The following is a 17,996-nucleotide window of genomic DNA, read 5'->3' as shown; positions in this document are numbered from 1 at the left end:
GCCGGCGGCTTCGGCGTGGGCAAGACCACGCTCGTCGGCGCGGTCAGCGAGATCCGGCCGCTGCGCACGGAGGAGCTGCTCACCGAGGCGGGACGCCCGGTCGACGACACGACCGGAGTGGAGGGCAAGCGCACCACCACCGTGGCCATGGACTTCGGCCGCATCACGCTGCGCGAGGACCTGGTGCTGTACCTGTTCGGCACGCCCGGCCAGGAGCGGTTCTGGTTCATGTGGGACGAGCTTTCCGAGGGCTCCCTGGGTGCCGTCGTGCTCGCCGACACGCGCCGCCTGGAGGACTCCTTCGCCGCCGTCGACTACTTCGAGCGGCGCTCCATACCCTTCGTCGTCGGCGTCAACTGCTTCGAGGGAGCCGCCCGCTACCCGGTGGAGGACGTCCGGCGGGCCCTCGACCTCGACGCGGACGTGCCGCTGCTGCTGACCGACGCCCGCGACCGGGAATCGGTCAAGGAGGTCCTGATCGGCGTGGTGCGGCACGCGATGGCCCAGGCGTCGGAGCGCCGCGAGACGGTCGGCACCTGACGGCTGCGCGCGAGCGCGGCCCGTACCCCCGCCGACCGGGGTACGGGCCGCTGTCATCGGCACACGCGCGTGTGCCTAGTCCTCCTCGTCCTCGGCCCAGCCGAAGCTCTTCTCCACGGCCTTGTGCCAGTTGTGGTACTCGCGGTCCCGCACCGACGCCTCCATGGAGGGCGTCCACTCGGCGTCCTTCTGCCAGTGGGCCTTCAGCTCGTCGAGGTCGTTCCAGACCCCGGTGGCCAGGCCCGCGGCGTAGGCGGCGCCCAGGCAGGTCGTCTCGGAGACCTTGGGGCGGACCACCGGGACGTCGAGGACGTCCGCCTGGTGCTGCATGAGCAGGTTGTTCTTGGTCATGCCGCCGTCCACCTTGAGGGTGGTGATGTGCACCCCGGAGTCCTGGTACATGGCGTCCACGACCTCGCGGGTCTGCCAGCTCGTCGCCTCCAGCACGGCGCGGGCCAGGTGCGCCTTGGTGACGTACCGGGTCAGTCCGGTGATCACACCGCGCGCGTCGGAGCGCCAGTAGGGCGCGAACAGGCCGGAGAAGGCGGGCACGATGTACGCGCCGCCGTTGTCCTCGACGCTGGCCGCGAGCGGCTCGATCTCGTCGGCGGTGCGGATGATGCCCAGCTGGTCGCGGAACCACTGGACGAGCGCGCCGGTGATCGCGATGGAGCCCTCCAGGCAGTAGACCGGCGCCTCGCCGCCGATCTTGTAGCCCATCGTGGTCAGCAGGCCGCTCTTCGACGCCACGGGCCGGTTGCCGGTGTTGAGCAGCAGGAAGGAGCCCGTGCCGTAGGTGTTCTTCGCCGTGCCCACGTCGTAGCAGGCCTGCCCGAACACGGCGGCCTGCTGGTCACCGAGCGCCGAAGCCACCGGTACGCCCGCGAGCTGGCCCACAGCGGTGCCGTACACCTCCGCCGAGGACTTGATCTCGGGCAGGATGGCCTCCGGGATGTTCATCGCGGAGAGGATGGACGGGTCCCACTGGAGGGTCTCCAGGTTCATCAGCATCGTGCGGCCGGCGTTGGTCACGTCGGTGACGTGGTGCCCGCCGTCGGTGCCGCCCGTGAGGTTCCAGATGAGCCAGGAGTCCATGGTGCCGAAGGCGATCTCGCCGTTCTCGGCGCGCGCCCGCAGGCCCGGCACGTTGTCCAGCAGCCAGGCCGCCTTCGGCCCCGAGAAGTAGGTGGCCAGCGGCAGCCCGGTCTGCTCGCGGAAGCGGTCCTGGCCGTCCGAGCCGCCGAGCTGCCTGGTCAGCGCCGCGGTGCGGGTGTCCTGCCAGACGATGGCGTTGTGCACGGGCTTCCCGGTCGCGCGGTCCCACAGGAGCGTGGTCTCGCGCTGGTTGGTGATGCCCATGGCGCTGAGCTGGTCGGCGCGCAGCCCCGCCTTGGCGATCGCTCCGGCGACCACCGCCTGCGTTTTGGACCAGATCTCGGTGGCGTCGTGCTCCACCCAGCCCGGCTTGGGGAAGATCTGGCGATGCTCCCGCTGGTCGACGGCGACGATCGCGCCGTCCTGGTTGAAGACGATGCAGCGGCTGGATGTGGTGCCCTGGTCGATGGCGGCGACGAACTTGTCCGTCATGACGTCCCCTTCGTCGTTCCCTGCAGTACGGCGCCGGAGAGGATCAGGATCGCCGTGCCGATGACCTCACCGACGAAGATGTCTTTTGCGCATGGCGGCGAGCGTGCCGTCGCTGCCGAATCACCCGCGGGGGAGTGGCCTGCCCTTCAGGCTGTTTTGCGGTGTTTGCCTGGTTACAGCGTGTTTGTACGGCGATGTCGACCTACACCGGAAGTGTTCACCGGCACCATCAGAGCGTCAAGCGCGCGGACGGCAACGGTGACATGCTCGCGCTCCGCTCAGCCCGCCGGAGCGGGCGCCGCCTGCGCGCCGCGCAGCACTTCCAGCCCCGGAAGTCCGGCCCGGCCCAGCACCCAACTGGCCCCCTGCAACGCCTTCGCGGCCTTCTTCAGCGGCGCCAGACAGGCGGCGGCCTCCCGGTGGTCGCGCACGCTGCCCGGCGGGCACAGGACGGTCGCCAGCGACAGCGTGACCGGCCGGCCGCCCGCCGACCAGGGGGCGTCCAGCACGGCCGCCGCCAGCGGCCCCAGCCGCTCCGGATCGGCGAGCACCAGGAAGTCGTCCCCGCCGATGTGCCCCACCCGGGTGGTCCCGGACGCCGCGCCCTGCAGTGTCCGGCCCACGGACCGGATCAGCTCGTCGCCCGCTGCGAACCCGGCGCCGTCGTTGACCTGCTTGAAGTGGTCCACGTCCAGCCAGCTGAGCGCGAACGTGCGCCCTTCGGCGACGCACCGGTCCACCTCGCCCGTGATGGCGTCCGAGCCGGGCAGCCGGGTCAGCGGATTCAGCCCGGCCGCCTCCTCGACCCGGCTCTCCGCCAGCGCGCGCACCAGGTCGGCCAGGCGTACGACGCCCACGCACCGCCCGAACGAGTCGACCACCGCCACGTCGTCCGAGGTGCGCTCCCGCCCGCCGACCGCCAGCACGTCCAGGACCTCCCACGCGGTGGCGTCCGCACCCACCGTGCGGGGCGGGTCGCCGAGCCTGGCGGCGGGCCGGTCGGCGTACAGGGCGTGGCCGTAGCGCCCCGACATCGACAGCAGGAAGCGCGAGCGGTGCACGGACCGCACCGGAACCCCCTGCGCGTCCACGAGGAGGACTCCGGAGACGTCGGGCGAGCCGGTCAGCAGCGCCCGCACCTGCCCCGCCGAGGCCGTCGCGGGCAGCAGCGCGGCGGGCCGCACGAACTCCCGCACGGACGGCCCCGACCGCGACGACGGCGCCATGTCTCCGGGGGAGCGGGGCGGAACGTACACGTCCGCCGCGGGCAGCCGGGCCGGCGGCGCGAACAGCGCTCCCTGAGCCAGCTGGGCACCGGCCGACACGGCCGCCGCGCACTGCAGTTCCGTCTCCACGCCCTCGACGGACAGCAGCGCTCCCAGCTGCTCGCACAGTGTCCGCATCGCCCGCGTCGCGGCCGGCCGGGTCAGCAGCGAGGCGTCCAGTTTCACCAGGTCGGGCGCGAGATCGGCGAGCAGGCGCAAGGGCACGTCCCCGTCGCCGACGCCGTCCGCGCTGATCCGGAACCCCTGCGCCCGCAGTACGCCGACCGCCTCCAGCAGCGCCCGCTGCGGCACATGCGTGTACGGCGGGCCGATGTCGACGGTCACCTCCCACGGCAGTCGCCCCACCGCGCGAACGGCGTCGTGCAGCGGGGTCAGGCCGCCGAGGTCGGCGAGGGTGCCCGCGAACACGTTGACGCGCAGCGGCAGCAAGGTCTCCCGGCGCGCGGCCGCCCGGACCGCCAACACCGCGAGGCGGCCGTCGAGTTCGGGGTCGCGGCGGGCCTCGGCCAGGACGTCTCCGGCCTCGGGGCGGGCGAGTATCTCCAGCCCCGCGACTCCTCCCGTGGCCAGGTTGACCACCGGTTGGAAGGCGAAGCGGAGAGTGTCCGTCCAGGAGCGCACGGGAGCATGATGGCTCCGCGGGCGTACGCGCACAGGCCCAGTTCACGAGACGTTCACGCAGCATTCCCGGGTGATCACGCAGCGTGCGGGAAAGGGCTTGCCCCTCGCTCGCCACAGCGGAGGGCATGTCCTCCGCTCACCGCACGGCGATCACCGACGACCCGTGCCCGAACAGCCCCTGGTTGGCCGTGATCCCCACGCGCGCCCCCGCGACCTGCCGGTCACCGGCACGCTCCCGCAACTGCCAGGTCAGTTCGCACACCTGGGCGATCGCCTGGGCCGGAACCGCCTCCCCGAAGGAGGCCAGTCCGCCACTGGCGTTGACCGGTATGCGCCCGCCGAGGCTCGTCGTCCCCTCCCGCAGCAGCTTGGCGCCCTCGCCCTCCCCGCACAGCCCCAGGTCCTCGTACCACTGCAACTCCAGTGCCGTGGACAGGTCGTAGACCTCCGCGAGGGAGAGGTCCTCGGGGCCGATGCCGGCCTCCTCGTACGCCGCCCGGGCGATGGACGCACGGAACGTGGCGTCGGGGGGCGCCACCGCCGCCCAGGAGTCCGTCGCGATGTCCGGAAGGTCCAGCACGGTGTTCGGGAAGCGGGGTGTCACCGTCGACACGGCCCGGATGCGCACCGGCCGCGCCGCCCCGTGCCGGCGCGCGAAGTCCATGCTGGACAGCACCAGCGCCGCCCCGCCGTCCGAGGTCGCGCAGATGTCGAGCAGTCGCAACGGGTCGGCGACCACCGGGGAGGCGGCGACCTCCTCGGCGCTCACCCGCGTGCGGTAGCGCGCGTTGGGGTTCAGCGCGCCCGCGGCCGCGTTCTTCACCTTCACCTGCGCGAAGTCCGCCGGGCTGTCCCCGTGGACGGCGATCCGCCGGCGTGCGTACAGCCCGAAGTACGTCGGGTTCGTGGCCCCGAGGACCCTGAACCGCAGCCAGTCCGGATCGTCCGGCCGTTCGCCTCCCGCGGGCCGGAAGAACCCCTTGGGTGCCGCGTCGGCGCCCACGACCAGGACGACGTCCGCGAGGCCGGACAGGATCTGCGCCCGCGCCGTGCCGACGGCCTGGGCCCCGGACGCGCACGCCGCGTACACGCTCGTGACGCGGGCGCCCTGCCAGCCCAGCGCCTTCGCGAAGGTCGCTCCGGACACATAGCCCGGGTAACCGCCACGCACCGTGGCCGCGCCGACGATCGAGCCGATCTCGCGCCACTCCAGTCCGGCGTCGGCGAGTGCCGCGCGCGCGGCCGCCACGCCGTACTCGACGAACCCCCGCCCCCACTTGCCCCACGGGTGCATGCCCGCGCCGAGCACCGCCACCTCGCCCGTCACGCCCGCACCCCCGTCGGCCGCCAGTGCCACGTCGTCCAGGCCGTCTCCGCGTCCTCGTGCAGCACCCCGGGGACGACCTCCACCTCCATGCCCACCGCCAGATCGGCGACGGTGACACCGGGAGCCGCCTGCCCCAGCACCACGATCCGCTCGGCCTCCAGCTCCACAGCGATCAACGCGTACGGCTCCCACGGAAGTTCCGGATCGCTCACATAGGGTGACGGAGGGCGGTACCGGCTGTCCGTGAACGACCAGACGCGCCCCCGTCGCGACAGCGGCACCTCGTCGAGAGCGCCGCCGGCGCATCCGGGATTGCGGCAGTGCGTCTCCTCCCGGGGGAAGAACACCGAGCCGCAGGCCGTGCACCGGGTGCCGAGGAGCCGGAAACCGTCCCCCGCCCCGGTGAACCATCCGTCGACCACGGGCGTGCGTGTGCGAGACATGGCCCCTCCTTGCCACGGCATCTGACGGTGCGTCAGAAGTGTGTCATGGGCCGGCGGAATTGGGCAGTGCAGGAGACATGACACGACTCACCCGTGCAGTACGCGGTCTCGTCACCGCCCTCGCCGCCGTGCTGGCCGTGACCGCCTCCTCTGCCACCGCCCGGGCGGAGACCGGCCCCAGGGCGCCGAAGGACTTCGTGGCCCTGAGAACCGTCGACCCGACGATCCTGCAGGAGATGCGGTACTTCACCCCGCACAACTTCGTCGGCGAGCGCATCGACGGCTACGAGCAGCCGATCTGCATCCTCACCCGGCCGGCCGCCGAAGCCCTCCACCAGGCCCAGCTGAAACTGCTGCGCAGGGGATACAGCCTCAAGGTCTACGACTGCTACCGGCCGCAGCGCGCCGTGAACCACTTCGTCCGCTGGGCCGAGGACCTCGACGACCAGGCGATGAAGGGCGAGTTCTATCCGAACGTCGACAAGACCCGCCTCTTCGAGGACGGCTACATCGCGGAGAAATCCGGCCACAGCCGTGGCTCGACGACGGACCTCACGATCGTGAAGCTCCCCGCGAGGCCGACCCGGCCCTACCACCCGGGACAGCCGCTCGTGCCGTGCTACGCGCCCAAGGACGAACGCTTCCCCGACAACTCCGTCGACATGGGCACCGGGTTCGACTGCTTCGACACCCTCGCCCACACCCTCGACCCCCGTGTCCAGGGCGAACAGCGCGCCAACCGTCTGCTGCTCAAGAGCACCCTGGAGGGCCTGGGATTCGTGAACCTCGCCGAGGAATGGTGGCACTACACCTACAAGCCCGAGCCCTACCCGGACACCTACTTCGACTTCCCCGTCTCCTGGAAGTCCCTCGCCGGCCGCCATTGAGCAGCCTCCGGAAGACGCCCCTCCACTGATCGGATACAGTCCGCCGCGTGTCCGAAACTCAATCCATCCCCAACTCCGCCCCGGGCTCGCACTGTTCGAGCTGCGGAGCACCCTATGGAGAGGGCGTCTCCGGCTGGCCGCGCACCTGCCCGGCCTGCCACGCCGTGGCCTACCGCAACCCGCTGCCGGTGGCCGTCGCACTCCAGCCCGTGTACGACACCAAGGGCACGGCCCTGGTCGTCATCACCCGAACCGTGGCTCCCGCCAGCGGCGGCATCGCGTTGCCCGGCGGCTTCGTCGACGACCGCGAGGACTGGCGGCACGCCGTCGTGCGCGAGCTCAAGGAAGAGACCGGCATCGACGCGGCGAGCCGCGACGTACGGCTCGTCGACGCCATGAGCTCGCCCGACGGGCATCTGCTGCTGTTCGGAGTCCTTCCGGAACGCCCGGCCGACGGGCTGCCCCGGTCCGCCGCCACGGACGAGACGGAGGGCTGGCACCTCCTGCGCAGGCCCGAGGAGCTGGCCTTCCCGCTGCACACCCTGGCGGTACGCGCCTGGTTCGAAGGCCGCTACATCTGAGCCGAGCGCTCCCCGAGTCCCCGCACACGCACCGGGTAGGGCGGTTCCGACGAGCCGCCCTCACCCGCTCGCTCGACCACCAGCCGCTTCCCCCTGCTCTTCCAACGGGTCACGTAGCGCTCCAGTTCCGGCTCGTCCCAGCCGTCGCCCCCGTCCGGGACCACCAGCCCGCCCCCGCTGCGGCCGCGAGCCGGTGCCCACACCTCCAACTCCAGTCCGCCGTCGTCCCCGCGCACGGGGATGACGGCCCCCGCGCGCGCGAGCACCGGTATGCGCGACAGGGGAGCGTCCACGAGCACCTGCGCCGGCCCCTCGTACACCTGCTCCGTGACCGTGTCGTACCAGCGCCCCCGCGGCAGCTGCACCGCACGCCGGTCGGCTCCCGGGTCCAGCACCGGCGCCACCAACAGGCCGTCGCCCAACAGGAACGCGTCCTCGCAGTCACGCAGCGCGCGGTCCTCGGGCGCGTTCCACCACAGGGGCCGCACGTACGGCGCTCCGGTGCGCCGGGCCAGATGCGCCAGGGTCACGAAGTACGGCAGCAGCCGCCGGCGTTCGACGAGCGCCACGCGCGCGTGCTCCAGCACATCGGCACCGAACTCCCACGGCTCCCGGCGCCCCGCCCGCAGGCTCGCGTGCGTGCGGAACAGCGGCAGATACGCGCCCAACTGGAGCCAGCGCAGGTACAGCTCGGGCGACGGACTGCCGTCGAAGCCGCCCACGTCCGGTCCCGAATAGGGCACTCCGCACAGCCCGAGCCCCAGGACCAGCGACAGCGACGCCCGCAGACCGGGCCAGCCCGTCGCCACATCGCCGGACCAGGTCCCGCCGTACCGCTGCATACCGGCCCAGCCGGACCGGGAGAAGACGAACGGCCGCTCCTTGGGGGCCAGTTCGCGAAGGCTGTCGTAAGCCGCCCGGGCCATGCCCAGGGCGTAGACGTTGTGCGCCTCGCGGTGGTCCCCGCCGCGGCCCTCCAGGGCGTGTCTCGCCGAACGCGGCAGCGTCGACTCCCCGAACGCGGCGAACGAGGTGGGTTCGTTCATGTCGTGCCAGAAACCGGAGAACCCCTGGGTGAGCCGCTCCTCGTAGAGGCCACCCCACCACTCACGCACGCGCGGGTGCGTGAAGTCGGGGAAGACGACCTCCCCGGGCCACGCCACACCCCGCACGAGCTGCCCCGAAGCGTCCCGCACGAACGCGTCCACGGCCGTCCCGCCGTCGTAAACCGCGTTGCCCTCCGCGGCCTTCACCGCGGGGTCGACGATCGACACCAGCCGGATACCGTCGCCGCGCAGCTCCTCGGCCAGCAACGGCAGCTTGGGGAAGCGCTCCTGGTCGACGGTGAACACCTGGTGCTCGTCGAGGTGGTCGATGTCGAGGTGGACCGCGTCCAGCGGCAGCCCCCGCTCCTGGTAGCCGGAGACGATCCGGCGCACCTCCTGCTCGCTGCCGAAGCCCCAGCGCGCGTGGTGGTGGCCCAGCGCCCAGGTGGGCGGCAGCGCCGGCGCACCCGTCAGCGACGCCCAGGCGAGCAGCACGCGCGCGGGGGTGCCCACCATCACCCAGCAGCGCAGCGGACCGCCCTCCACCCGAAGCTCGCTCGTGCCCGCCCTGTCGTGGCCGGAACCGGCGCCCTCCTCGCCCTCCCGCAGGGTCACCGTGCCGTCCCACGTCGTGTCGTGGAAGACCAGATGAGTGGCCGCGTCGGACACCACGAGCTGCACCGGCATCGTGACGTACAGCGGATCGTCGCCGGGGCCGAAGGCGCGCCCGGGGTCCGTGTTCCACAGGCGGTAGGTCCCGGCGCGCAGCCGCGGGCCGGACGCCCGTCCCCCGAGCCCGAAGAAGCGGGCGTCGGCGGGCACCTCCGAGCGCTGCATCCACCGCGCGGCCCCGCCCCCGACCGGCTCCCACCACCGGGGCGGCAGATCACGGCGCAGCGTGACGCCTCCGGGCGTGCGCACCTCGATCGCGCCGTGCCGCGAGACGACCACCGTCACGCGCTCGGCCACCACGCGCCAGCCGCCGTCCTTGTCCGGCTCCAGGACCGCCCGTGGGTCCGCCTCCGGGCAACGGCCGAGGAGCGCGTACGACGGCTCCGGAGCGGCCCCGTCCCAGCCCCAGAAGACCGCGCCGTTCACGGCGACCAGGATGCGCAGCTCCGAGCGGTTGAAGCGGATCACACCGCCGCCCGTACCCGGCTCCACCTCCCGCACGGGTCCGGGCACCCGCGCGCGCTCCGGACCCCGCGGCGGCAGCGCCTCCGCGTCGGCCCGCCTCCTGCGCCACGCCGCCTTCACGGTACGCAACCTCTGGGCCGCTCCCACCGAACCGACCACCCTCACCGAACGCACCAGGTCACGACCGTCCATGCTGCTCACCCTGCCATTGACCGCGCCGAACAGGGGTGTCGTTCAACTTCCGTTCACCCGTGCTGGGACCACATCTTCACGACACGGACTATGTGGGGCGCACCCTGGTGCAGAAGTCGATCACATGGCATCGTCCGTGTCATCGCGTCACGCGCACACCCCAGCCCGTGCGCGACAGACGCACACGAAGCGCAGAGTCCGGGAGCCGCCCCATGTCGACCGTGAACCCCCAGCCGCTCTGGCAGCCAGATCCGGAACGCATCGCCCAGGCACAGGTCACGAAGTTCCAGGCCTGGGCGGCCCGTGAGCACGGGGCTCCGGCCGAGGGCGGCTACGCGGCCCTGCACCGGTGGTCCGTCGACGAGCTGGACACGTTCTGGAAGGCCGTCGCGCAGTGGTTCGACGTGCGGTTCTCCACGCCCTACGCGCGCGTGCTGGGCGACCGCTCGATGCCCGGCGCCCAGTGGTTCCCCGGGGCGACCCTGAACTACGCCGAGCACGCCCTGCGCGCGGCCGCCACCCGGGCGGACGAACCGGCCCTGCTGTACGTCGACGAGACCCACGAGCCGCGCCCCGTCACCTGGTCCGAACTGCGCCGCCAGGTCGGCTCCCTGGCCGCCGAGCTGCGCGCCCTCGGCGTACGACCCGGGGACCGCGTCAGCGGCTACCTCCCGAACATCCCGCAGGCCGTCGTCGCTCTCCTCGCCACCGCCGCGGTGGGCGGTGTGTGGACCTCCTGCGCGCCCGACTTCGGCGCCCGCAGCGTCCTCGACCGCTTCCAGCAGGTCGAACCCGTGGTCCTGTTCACCGTCGACGGCTACCGCTACGGCGGCAAGGAGCACGACCGCCGCGAGATCGTCGCCGAACTCCGCCGTGAGCTGCCCACGCTGCGGGCCGTCGTCCACATCCCCCTGCTGGGGACGCAGGCCCCCGAGGGTGCCCTGGAATGGTCGGCGCTGACCGGCGCGGACACTGAACCGGTGTTCGAGCAGGTGCCCTTCGACCACCCGCTGTGGGTGCTGTACTCCTCGGGTACGACCGGCCTGCCCAAGGCCATCGTGCAGTCCCAGGGCGGCATCCTGGTCGAGCACCTCAAGCAGCTCGGGCTGCACTGCGACCTCGGTCCCGAGGATCGTTTCTTCTGGTACACGTCCACCGGCTGGATGATGTGGAACTTCCTCGTCTCCGGCCTGCTCACCGGCACCACGATCGTCCTGTACGACGGCAGCCCCGGATACCCCGACACCGGCGCCCAGTGGCGCGTCGCCGAACGCACCGGAGCCACCCTCTACGGCACCTCGGCCGCCTACGTCATGGCCTGCGCCAAGGCGGGCGTCCACCCGGGGCGCGATTTCGACCTCTCCCGGGTGCGGTGCGTCGCCACCACGGGATCACCGCTCCCGCCGGACGGATTCCGCTGGCTGCACGACGAGGTCCGCGACGACCTGTGGATCGCCTCCGTCAGCGGCGGCACGGACGTGTGCTCCTGCTTCGCGGGAGCCGTACCGACCCTGCCCGTGTACATCGGCGAACTCCAGGCGCCCGGCCTGGGCACCGACCTGCAGTCCTGGGACCCGAACGGCGAACCCCTGACCGACGAGGTCGGTGAACTCGTCGTCACCAACCCCATGCCGTCCATGCCGATCCGCTTCTGGAACGACCCCGACGGCAGCCGCTACCACGACAGCTACTTCGACACCTACCCCGGCGTGTGGCGCCACGGCGACTGGATCACCATCACCTCACGCGGCTCCGTCGTCATCCACGGCCGCTCCGACTCCACGCTCAACCGCCAGGGCGTGCGCATGGGCTCCGCCGACATCTACGAAGCCGTCGAGCGGCTGCCGGAGATCAAGGAGTCCCTGGTCATCGGCATCGAACAGCCCGACGGCGGCTACTGGATGCCGCTCTTCGTGCACCTCGCCCCCGGTGCCGCCCTGGACGAGGCGCTCCTGGACCGCATCAAGCGGACCATCCGCGAACAGCTCTCACCGCGTCACGTACCGGACGAGATCATCGAGGTCCCCGGAGTCCCGCACACGCTCACCGGCAAGCGGATCGAGGTCCCGGTCAAGCGCCTCCTCCAGGGCACGCCCCTGGAGAAGGCGGTCAACCCGGGCTCCATCGACGACCTCGACCTGCTGCACTTCTACGAGGACCTCGCCCGCAAGCGCTCCTGAGGCGGCGCCTCACCCCCCGTAGGTGGCCTCGGACTCGCCGAGCACGGCGGCGAAGTCCGAGGCGAGCCGCGCCGCGTCGGCCGGTTCGAGCTCGGCGACGGAGATCCGCACGCCCGGCGCCGACGACAGCCGGAACCTCGCCCCCGCGGCCACCCACCAGCCGTACGACCGCAGCCCGTTCACCACGGCCGACTCGTCCCGCACGGGCACCCACACGTTCATCCCGCTCGCACCGTGCGCCCCGATCCCACGCCCCCCCAGCTCGCCGACGAGAGTCCCGCGGCGCAGCGCGTACGTCGCACGCGCGCGTGCCACCAACGCGCGCGTGCCGTCGTCGGTCAGCAACCCGTGGACGATCTCCTGAAGGAGATGGCTCACCCAGCCCGACGTCAGCAGCAGCCGGCCGTCGTGGCGGGCCAGCGTGGTCGCGTCGCACGCCGCCGCGGCCCACCGCAGATCGGTGCCGAGGAACTTGCTGACCGTGCGCACATGCACCCAGCGACGCAGCTCTCCCGCGGTGAGCGTGTGCAGCGGGGCGTTCGCGACGGCGGAGGCATGGTCGTTCTCGACGACCAGCACATCCGGCCGGTCCCGCAGTACGCCGACCAGCGCGTCCCTGCGTGCCGCGGAGAACCGGCCGCCGTACGGATTCTGCGCCCGCGGGCTGCACACCACGGCCCGCGCACCGGCCCGCAGCGCCTCGTGCAGGGCGTCGGGGCGCATCCCCTCGTCGTCCACGGCCACCGGCACGCTCCGCAGCCCCAAGGCCGTGACCAGATCCAGAAGATGGTGATAGCCGGGGTCCTCCATCGCCACGGCGTCGCCGGGACGCAGCTCCACGGAGAGCAGCCGCCCGATCAGATCGAGCGCCCCATGGGCGAACGTCACATGGTCCACCGGCACACCGTCAGGCCCGATCCACCCACGAACGGCCTCCTCCAGCCGCGTCAGTCTGGGCGCCGAGCGGTGCGCCCGCACCCCGGGAGACAACCGTGAGGGCGGTACGAGAGCGGGAAGCTGCGCGGGATCGGGGTGACCGCCGGAGAGGTCCCGCAGACCTTCCGGGACTCTCGGGGGCCGTCGCGACGCCACGGCAGGGGCCGGGGCCACCACTGTCCCGCCCCTCCCGCGCGTGACCACGATCCCGCGCTGCCGCAGCTCCTTGTAGGCCGTCGCCACCGTGCCGGGGCTGACCCCGAGGTCGTCCGCGAGCCGCCGCACGGGAGGCAGCGCGGCCTCCGGCCCCAAGGCGCCCTCGGACACGGCCCGTTCCACGGACGCCGCAATCCCCTTGGCTGTCGTACCAGTGATCCCATATTGTGTTGCCACGTTGGAAATTATGTATCAGTACATAATCGAAGGCAAGGGGGAACAGTGCATCCGATGCGCCGCGCAGCCGCATGGTCGAGCCGGATACCCGGAGGGCGGGACGGGCGCAGAATGCTCGTCATCGCCCTCGTGGACCGTGTGGGCAGCGGCCTGTGGGCCTCCGTCTCCGTCCTGTACTTCACCTACGTCTCAGGGCTCTCTCTCGGCCAGGTCGGCACGCTCGCCGCGACCGCCGGAGCCATCGGCATCGCCGGAGCACCGCTCGGCGGCCGCGTCGCCGACCGGTTCCCGCTCACCCGCGTCCTGATCACCGTCCAACTCCTGCGCGCCCTGAGCTCCCTGGCGCTGCTGACCACGAACGACTACACCCTTCTGGTCGCCTTCGCCGCCGTCGGCGGCCTCGGAGACCGCGCGTCCAGCGTCCTCACCAGGCTCTACGCCACCCGGGCAGCCGGACCGGAACGCGTCCGCTACCAAGCCGTCCAACGAACCGTGGCCAACGCCGGCTGGGCACTCGGCGGCCTCACGGCCGCAGCCGCCCTGGCTCTCGGCAGCACCGCCGCCTACCAGTGGCTCCTCGCCGGCGACGCACTGTCCTTCCTCGTCTCCGCCCTCCTCACCCTCCGCTGCGCGGAACCCCCCTCCGCCTCGCGCACCGTGGCCACCTCGAAGGACCCGGCCCCCAGGACCAAGGCGCCCAGCCCCTGGCGCGACCGCACCTACCTCGCCTACGTCGCCACCGAGACCGTCCTCTTCCTCGACGACTCCGTCTTCAAGGTCGGCCTGCCCCTGTGGATCGCCCACGCGACCCACGCACCGCACGGCCTCGCCCCCTTGCTGCTGGTGCTCAACAACGTGATGGTGGTGGCCCTGCAAGTCCCCCTCGCCCGGTTCGGCACCACGACCGCGGCCGCCCGCGCCCTCCTCCTCCCGCTCGCCGCCGCCTTCGCTCTCGCCGGCGTCGCCATGACCCTGTCGGCCACCGGCGGAACCCTGACCGCCACCCTGCTCCTCACCGCGGCCGCCACCGCCTTCACCCTCGCTGAGATCCTGCACGCCACCGTCTCCTGGGAACTGTCCGTCGCCCTCGCCCCCGACACCGCGCAGGGCACCTACCTCGGCGTCCACGGCCTGGCACAGTCCGCCCAACGCAGCGTCGGCCCACTCGCCGTCACCGCGGCCATCGCCACCGGCCCTGTCGGATGGAGCGTCTTCGGCGCGGGCATCGCCCTGACCTGCGCCTTTCAGCACCGCCTGGTCCGCGACCGCCTCACCCGCACCGCGTTGTCAGTGCCCCCGGTTACTGTGAGTGAGCATTGATCGACCGTGCTCAGGGGGAAACATGGCGCACACCGACCACCAGACCCTGCGACGCGTCCTGCGCCGCGAAATCGCCGGAACCATCGGCCTGCTGACCGACGAACACGACTTCAGGGCCATGCGGCGCTACCGCAGCTTCACCTTCGACGACCACCAGATCTACCTGCGACAGGTGGAAGCCCTCCTGAAAACCCGCGCCTCCCAGGGCAGCCACACCACCGTGGCCCTCTTCGACCCCCAGGAGTACGCCGACTACTGCGCGGAGACAGGCCTCGACCCCGACATCCCGTCCAGCCGCACCCGCTTCACCGCCGAACTGGCGACCACCGGCCCCACCGTCCCCTACCAGGGCCAGCCCCTGACCGACCTCGTACCGGTCCTCGTCGACGAAGCGGTCCGGCAGGCCACCTGGGAGTACGCCTCCACACTGCTGGCCCGGCTCGGCGCCTGCGCCTCCTGCGGCGAGGACATCGGCCGCGCCGCCTTCACCCGCGCCTCCGACCTCCTCGTCCGCATCCTCGACACCGCGGGACCGGGCAACGGGCACCTCGTCTGCAGCGTCTCGACGATCCCGGAAACACTCCTCGCCGTCCTCCACGCGGACCAGGACGACGAGGGAGCCCTGCAACTCGACGAAGCAGAGGCCCTCGAATTCACCACCGTCCTGGCACTGGGCATCGCCACCAAGAGCCCCGGCGGACTCGTCATGCGCACCAGCGCCCCCGGCACCACCGACCGCGTCTACGGCTGGCGCCTGCGCGGCGAAGGCCTGACACCGCTCACCGCCGGCGAAGTCTTCGACGCCTACTGCACCGACATCGAGACCGGCGACCTCATCTCACCGGAGTCCGACGTCGACTACTGCGTACCGCCGGACCTCGGAGAGGAGCGCGAGACGGGCGGCCACCACCACTGAACAGCGAGAGGGGCGCCCCACCCGCAGGTGGAGCGCCCCTCAGGAACCGCAAACCCAGGCCCTACTCGCCGGACAGCACCGCCTGAGCCGCGTTGCGCGCCTCCTCGGCGCTCTCCGTGGCACGAGCCGCGGCAGCCGCACGCTCGCACTGAGCCAGCGTGTACTTGGCCAGCGTCGCCCGGACATAGGGAATCGACGCCGCACCCATGGAAAGCGAGGTGACACCGAGACCCGTCAGCACACACGCCAGCAGCGGGTCGGACGCGGCCTCACCACAGACACCACAGCTCTTGCCCTCCGCCTTGGCGGCCTCTGCCGACAACGCGACCAGGTCGAGTAGCGCGGGCTGCCACGGGTCCTGAAGGCGGGACACCGCACCCACCTGACGGTCGGCGGCGAACGTGTACTGCGCGAGGTCGTTGGTGCCCAGCGACAGGAACTCGACCTCCTGCAGGATCGAACGCGCCCGCAACGCGGCCGACGGAATCTCGACCATCGCCCCGAACTTCGCCCGCAGCCCCGCCTCACGGCACGCGTCGGCGAACGCCTTGGCGTCGGCACGGTCCGCCACCATCGGTGCCATGACCTCGAGATACACCGGAAGCCCCTCGGCGGCCTTCGCCAGCGCCGTCAGCTGGGTACGCAGCACCTCCGGGTGATCCAGCAGCGTCCGCAGACCACGCACGCCCAGCGCCGGGTTCGGCTCGTCGGCCGGGGTGAGGAAGTCCAGCGGCTTGTCCGCGCCCGCGTCCAGCACACGCACGACGACACGCCCCTCGGGGAACGCCTCGAGCACCTGACGGTAGGCCTCGACCTGCTTCTCCTCCGACGGCGCGTTCTTGCTGTCGTCCAGGAAGAGGAACTCGGTACGGAACAGACCGACACCCTCGGCCCCGGCCTCCACGGCGGCGGGCACGTCCGCCGGGCCACCGACATTGGCCAGCAGCGGCACCTTGTGCCCGTCGGAGGTCGCCCCCGGCCCGGTCGCGGCGGCCAGCGCCGCCTTGCGTTCGGCGGCCGCGGCCTGCAGCTGCGCCTTCTTCTCCGCACTCGGGTTCACGAAGATCTCGCCGGTGCTGCCGTCCACGGCGATCACCGTCCCCTCGGCGAGCTCGCCGGCACCCGGCAACGCGACCACGGCCGGGACACCGAGGGCCCGCGCCAGAATCGCGCTGTGGCTCGTGGGCCCGCCCTCCTCGGTGACGAAGCCGAGAACCAGCGTCGGGTCGAGGAGAGCCGTGTCCGCCGGCGCGAGATCGCGCGCGATGAGCACGTACGGCTCGTCACTGTCCGGGACGCCCGGCATGGGCACCCCGAGCAGCCGGGCGACGATACGGTTCCGCACGTCATCCAGGTCGGCCACCCGGCCGGCGAGGTACTCCCCGGCACCGGCCAGCAGCGCCCGGTACGCGGCGAACGCGTCGTACACGGCACGCTCCGCCGTGCTCCCGACGGCGATGCGCCGTTCCACATCCGCCATCAGCTCGGGGTCCTGGGCCATCATGGCCTGCGCCTCGAGCACCGCCTGGGCCTCGCCACCTGCCAGATTGCCCCGCGCCATCAGATCGGCCGCCACGGCTTCCACCGCCTGGCGGGCACGCCCCTGTTCGCGCTCCGCGTCCTCGGGCGGTATCTGCTTGGCAGGCGGCTCGAGCACCGCCGTTCCCATGTGCCGAACCTCGCCGATCGCCACCCCGTGGCTCACGCCGACGCCTCGCAGCGTTGTCTCCATCTCACCCGTCTCCGATAGTGCGGCGGGTCCCGCCGCCGCGGTGGTTGTCGTACTTGCCGTCATAGGACGGTGCTGACGTCACTTCCAGAGGAAGAGACTGTCGCCGGCCTTCACATCGCCGTCGTCACGGAGATCGGAGAGCGCCTCAGCCGTGGCCTCCAGCGCCACGACCGGGCAGATCGCGGACTTCCCGGAGGCCTCGACCGCGGCCGGGTTCCAGCGCACGATGCCCTGGCCGCGGGTGACGGTGTCGCCCTTGTTCACGAGCAGCTCGAAGCCCTCACCGTTGAGCTGCACGGTGTCGATGCCGAGGTGGGTGAGGACTCCGTGCCCGTGCTCGTCGACGACGACGAAAGCGTGCGGGTGGAGGGAGACGATGACTCCGTCCACGGGAGCGACCGCCTCGGAGGGCTCGCGGACGGGATCGATGGCTGTGCCCGGGCCGACCATGGCGCCGGAGAAGACAGGGTCAGGCACAGCCGCCAGCCCGATGGCGCGTCCTGCCAGAGGGGACGTCACGGTGGTCATGGGAGCCTCCCAGGGGTGGAGATTCATATACGTGTCGTCACTGTCTGTCCCTGACGACGCACTGTGCAGCAGCGTATGTCAGATGAAGTGACGGTTCCGCATGGAAGATACCGGCAAGAGGTCTAGACCACCAGCCCAATGGATTTGCACCGGCTTCCGGGCCCCATGTACAGTCGTACTCCTGCTTGAGACCGAGCGGCGCAACCAAGCGTCCTTGATCGGCAGGACCCATAACTCATCAGATCCTATCCGGGGATCGCCTTCTGCATGTCCGCAGGACGGTGGTCAGGGAGACGGAAAAACACTGATAGAGTTTGGAACACCGAAGGGAAGCCCGGAGGAAA

14 protein-coding genes are annotated in these 17,996 nt (G+C 71.7%); 6 read left to right on the top strand and 8 right to left on the bottom strand.

The genetic code is table 11. The features are described from left to right. Positions 1-540: GTP-binding protein (locus tag M8J74_RS40235; RefSeq protein ID WP_249841157.1), on the top strand; the 540-nt coding region annotated here is incomplete at its 5' end. Between the two features lie 75 nt (positions 541-615). Here the strand turns inward: M8J74_RS40235 and glpK are convergent. The 4 genes from glpK to M8J74_RS40215 all read right to left on the bottom strand — a co-directional run bounded on the left by glpK (position 616) and on the right by M8J74_RS40215 (position 5,783). Continuing rightward, on the bottom strand, positions 616-2,127 hold the full coding sequence (gene glpK, locus M8J74_RS40230; protein WP_249841156.1) for a glycerol kinase GlpK: 1,512 nt from the start codon (positions 2,125-2,127) through the stop codon (positions 616-618). A gap of 278 nt (positions 2,128-2,405) precedes the next feature. Next, the gene (locus tag M8J74_RS40225; RefSeq protein WP_249841155.1) at positions 2,406-4,034 is read right to left on the bottom strand and encodes an EAL domain-containing protein; all 1,629 of its coding nucleotides are present in this window, start codon (positions 4,032-4,034) and stop codon (positions 2,406-2,408) included. A 136-nt stretch (positions 4,035-4,170) separates the two neighbouring features. Beyond that, positions 4,171-5,361: a lipid-transfer protein gene (locus M8J74_RS40220; RefSeq protein WP_249841154.1), complete on the bottom strand. Its 1,191-nt coding sequence runs from the start codon at positions 5,359-5,361 to the stop codon at positions 4,171-4,173. Continuing rightward, positions 5,358-5,783, bottom strand: a complete 426-nt coding sequence (locus M8J74_RS40215) for a Zn-ribbon domain-containing OB-fold protein (protein ID WP_249841158.1) — start codon at positions 5,781-5,783, stop codon at positions 5,358-5,360. Before M8J74_RS40215 ends, M8J74_RS40220 begins: the two co-directional genes overlap by 4 nt. A 98-nt stretch (positions 5,784-5,881) precedes the next feature. Between M8J74_RS40215 and M8J74_RS40210 the strand changes: the two genes are divergently transcribed. Together M8J74_RS40210 and M8J74_RS40205 are read left to right on the top strand one after the other, a co-directional pair. Then, the gene (locus tag M8J74_RS40210) at positions 5,882-6,691 is read left to right on the top strand and encodes a M15 family metallopeptidase (protein ID WP_249841153.1); all 810 of its coding nucleotides are present in this window, start codon (positions 5,882-5,884) and stop codon (positions 6,689-6,691) included. A gap of 47 nt (positions 6,692-6,738) precedes the next feature. Further along, positions 6,739-7,272 (top strand): NUDIX domain-containing protein, encoded by a 534-nt coding sequence (locus M8J74_RS40205; protein WP_249841152.1) that lies wholly within the window; start codon positions 6,739-6,741, stop codon positions 7,270-7,272. On the opposite strand, the gene M8J74_RS40200 is transcribed toward M8J74_RS40205, so the two are convergent. Beyond that, positions 7,263-9,647: a glycoside hydrolase family 31 protein gene (locus M8J74_RS40200; protein ID WP_249841151.1), complete on the bottom strand. Its 2,385-nt coding sequence runs from the start codon at positions 9,645-9,647 to the stop codon at positions 7,263-7,265. The genes M8J74_RS40205 and M8J74_RS40200 overlap by 10 nt on opposite strands. A 212-nt stretch (positions 9,648-9,859) precedes the next feature. Here M8J74_RS40200 and M8J74_RS40195 point away from each other — a divergent pair, with 212 nt between their 5' ends. Beyond that, positions 9,860-11,827 carry an acetoacetate--CoA ligase gene (locus M8J74_RS40195; RefSeq protein ID WP_249841150.1) on the top strand — a complete coding sequence of 656 codons (1,968 nt, stop codon included), beginning with the start codon at positions 9,860-9,862 and terminating at the stop codon, positions 11,825-11,827. Positions 11,828-11,836: 9 nt separating this feature from the next. Here the strand turns inward: M8J74_RS40195 and M8J74_RS40190 are convergent, their stop codons facing one another. Next, complete coding sequence (locus M8J74_RS40190; RefSeq protein WP_308406180.1) at positions 11,837-13,156, bottom strand: aminotransferase class I/II-fold pyridoxal phosphate-dependent enzyme; 1,320 nt, start codon at positions 13,154-13,156, stop codon at positions 11,837-11,839. A gap of 111 nt (positions 13,157-13,267) precedes the next feature. Between M8J74_RS40190 and M8J74_RS40185 the strand changes: the two genes are divergently transcribed. Beyond that, positions 13,268-14,476: an MFS transporter gene (locus M8J74_RS40185; protein WP_249841148.1), complete on the top strand. Its 1,209-nt coding sequence runs from the start codon at positions 13,268-13,270 to the stop codon at positions 14,474-14,476. Between the two features lie 22 nt (positions 14,477-14,498). Further along, positions 14,499-15,392: a DUF8829 domain-containing protein gene (locus M8J74_RS40180; RefSeq protein ID WP_249841147.1), complete on the top strand. Its 894-nt coding sequence runs from the start codon at positions 14,499-14,501 to the stop codon at positions 15,390-15,392. Positions 15,393-15,453: 61 nt separating this feature from the next. Here M8J74_RS40180 and ptsP read toward each other — a convergent pair whose 3' ends face one another. Together ptsP and M8J74_RS40170 are read right to left on the bottom strand one after the other, a co-directional pair. Further along, a complete protein-coding gene (gene ptsP / locus M8J74_RS40175; RefSeq protein WP_249841146.1) occupies positions 15,454-17,124 on the bottom strand; it encodes a phosphoenolpyruvate--protein phosphotransferase in 1,671 nt (556 codons plus the stop codon). Positions 17,125-17,202: 78 nt separating this feature from the next. Next, complete coding sequence (locus tag M8J74_RS40170) at positions 17,203-17,652, bottom strand: PTS sugar transporter subunit IIA (RefSeq protein ID WP_249841145.1); 450 nt, start codon at positions 17,650-17,652, stop codon at positions 17,203-17,205. Between the last annotated feature and the right edge of the window lie 344 nt (positions 17,653-17,996).

This window comes from Streptomyces panaciradicis, from assembly GCF_023516615.1.
GTDB lineage: Bacteria > Actinomycetota > Actinomycetes > Streptomycetales > Streptomycetaceae > Streptomyces > Streptomyces panaciradicis.
This window is presented reverse-complemented; position numbering and strand designations above follow the sequence as displayed.